At 37.0% G+C, this 2,705-nt stretch carries 4 protein-coding genes; 2 read left to right on the plus strand and 2 right to left on the minus strand.

The window, feature by feature from the left end:
* Positions 1-117 precede the first annotated feature (117 nt).
* Together LGZ98_RS23345 and LGZ98_RS23350 are read left to right on the plus strand one after the other, a co-directional pair.
* On the plus strand, positions 118-639 hold the full coding sequence (locus LGZ98_RS23345) for a KwaA family protein (RefSeq protein WP_113040720.1): 522 nt from the start codon (positions 118-120) through the stop codon (positions 637-639).
* A gap of 9 nt (positions 640-648) precedes the next feature.
* Entirely contained in the window at positions 649-1,539 is an 891-nt protein-coding gene (locus tag LGZ98_RS23350) for a Kiwa anti-phage protein KwaB-like domain-containing protein (protein ID WP_113040721.1), read from the plus strand.
* Positions 1,540-1,680: 141 nt separating this feature from the next.
* Here the strand turns inward: LGZ98_RS23350 and LGZ98_RS23355 are convergent, their stop codons facing one another.
* Positions 1,681-2,307 carry a tail fiber assembly protein gene (locus tag LGZ98_RS23355; RefSeq protein ID WP_262978684.1) on the minus strand — a complete coding sequence of 209 codons (627 nt, stop codon included), beginning with the start codon at positions 2,305-2,307 and terminating at the stop codon, positions 1,681-1,683.
* The coding region (locus LGZ98_RS23360) for a phage tail protein (protein WP_262978685.1) at positions 2,307-2,705 on the minus strand (399 nt) is incomplete at its 5' end. The genes LGZ98_RS23360 and LGZ98_RS23355, both read right to left, overlap by 1 nt.

Here is a 2,705-nt window from a genome sequence, read left to right on the forward strand (position 1 = left end):
CTCCGTCCACCAATCTAAAAAGCAAATAATTCTTCTTGTAATGCAATAAAATAGTAAATATAGTATATACTGTCATTATATACAGTAATCAAAGGCACGGGGGAGAGGGGGAACATAATGCTTAATAATTTTTCTCGCTACGCACTAACTGCTAGTTCTGTCGCCCCAGTATGTATTACTTTAGCATTCCTTGCTTTTATAAATAAAAATTGGCTAATTTTCAGTCTATCAATATCAATAGCAGTTATAAGCGTGCTGTTTTGTTATTTTATTATAATTCAGGCGATAAAATACAATCCCATAACTATCAAGAACTTAGAATCAGCATCACCAGCCGACAAAGAAATAACTAATTATTTTTTGACATACTTATTTCCTTTAATATCCGGGCCAACCACCTTTATGAATATCAAGCTGGCTATATTTTTTTATATCAGCTTGTTTTTTTACATAAAGCACTCCTCCTCATACAGTTTCAACCCTATTGTTTCTGTCTTATTTAAATATAGGTTTTATGAGGCTGAGGATGATACAGGCGTTAGTTTTGTTTTAATGACTAAAAAACCTTTGTTAAAAGCAAAAATCAAAGGTGCAAGAGTAAAAAAACTAACAGAACATACATATATATTATGTGATTAAGGATAAAAAATGGAATTGTTTGCTATAACTGATAGTATTATTCCGAACCGAATAATCAAAATTGACTTAGACCAATCAGCTCAAGAACGCATGGAAGACTTATTCACTGAAGCAAAAAATAGTTTTATCAGTGAAAATGATGAAGAAATTTCCTTCTCTGTATCCTACAATCTGTCACCTGATGAATTTTTTTCAATCCCAGAATTTACAGATGATATAGGCATTATAGATGCCATAGAGCGCCCAGATAGTGTACATATATGGAATCCTGAAGAAATATCAGTTTTCTACTTTAAGGCATTGTTCACAGGTATTCCCTCTAATGAAAAAAAGGAAGCAGAAGTTTTCTTTCAAGTTTTCGATAAAAGACAAGTAATAAATAATGAAAAAGCTTTTTTACAAATGCTCACTCAACCAAAAAATAGGTTTAGTGTTTCAACTAGACCTGGTTTTTCGATAAGTGATAAGTTAAACGCTATGCTAATAGGAGACAAATTAATTTTCAAAAGCTTCTACATGGTCCGTCGTTTTCTTGATATGGATGGATACTTTACTGAAGCTACCAGGGAGGACTTAGAATCTTTTACTCAACATGATATTTTTCACATGGAAGATACTGCAAGCTTTATGGAATTAGCTGATTCTTCTATCAAAAAAAAAGTATCTTTAATATCCAATTCAGGAATACTGGATACTGATATTGATAGATTGCAAACTTGTGCAGAGATGATCAACTATGACTTAAACATTACAGTTATCTCCAATACTAGGAAAATCGTGATACCTAGAGAGAAGAAAGAAATCAAAAAATTGCTTAATTTTTTGGATCAGGGGTATTTTAATACTATCATCACAAATGAGCCTATGTTTACTAACTCAAAACGCCCTTCACAATTGTAATCCAAATTTAGTATTTTTTCCTTAAGGCTCATAAGAGCCTTTTTGTATATCAATCATTTCATTATTGATAGTTACTTATCAATAGAATCTTATCGATGAATTTAATATATAAAATAATAAGCCGGTCACCCGGCTTTCAATTTATTTCGGCACTTCCGGCCACTCCACATTTGGCGCTTTATTCACATCGACACGAGTCAGCAACACTCTGTACTTTCTCCATTCAAGGAGAGCTTCTTTCTCTGAGTCTGTAGCGACTTCTAAGTCAACAGAGTCTTGTAGCAATGAGATTGTTTCATTTGCTTGTTGTAACAGTGCTGCCTGCTGTTGTTTTGCTTCATTGATTTGATGAGACTTGAGTAAGTCTTTATCGACTACCCACTCTTTGCCATCCCACGTATCGAAGTCGGTGGGCGGTTTCTTGAATGTCAGCGTGTCGGGCAGCTCACCGATTTCCGTAATTTCAATAGCCGCACGAGTCAATGTGTCGTAAGCGATTTTTCCCCGGTAATCAGGGAGTATTTCCCAGCGGCTTTTATCGATACTGCGGCATACAGCTTCGTCATGAGATTTCGGCAATTCCGGGGCATCAGGATAAGCACCGGCGGATAAACTGACACCGAGCATGACGTACTCAATATCGGAAGCGATGAACTCTCTCGTGATTTGATTCGAGTGAAAAACCTTTATCCAGCCAGGTTGAATCGCTAATCCATCTTTACCCAATACGGCTGTTTCATGTTCTAAAGAGTACTTTTGTTCTGTCATTATACTGCTCTCACTATGTAGTTAAATGCGACGTTGCGGGGTCTTGATACCCCTATATAAGCTGCATTGGCAGTCCAAGTTGTTGCTGAACATCCAGAAGCTCTAGCTCTTAATTGAATATCTTTATTTTGGGGAGTATCCCACTGCAATTTCGCGCGATCATTGCATGATAAGCTAAGAACGTTGTCTGGCGGATTATAAGTTTCCTGTAGTGAATAAGACCCTTCTTGCCACGTACCACACACCCGACCCGGATCGACCCCTCGACTATCATCCCAACCCCGGATAAATTCGCCTCTTAAATCAGGCACTTTGCCGTCAGGATAAGCTTCCGCTAACTTCGGATATAAAGATTTATCGAATGTTTGCCCGTTGCACGTTAAGTAACCGGCCGGCGT

It is taken from the genome of Photorhabdus kayaii (assembly GCF_025384895.1).
Lineage (GTDB): Bacteria > Pseudomonadota > Gammaproteobacteria > Enterobacterales > Enterobacteriaceae > Photorhabdus > Photorhabdus kayaii.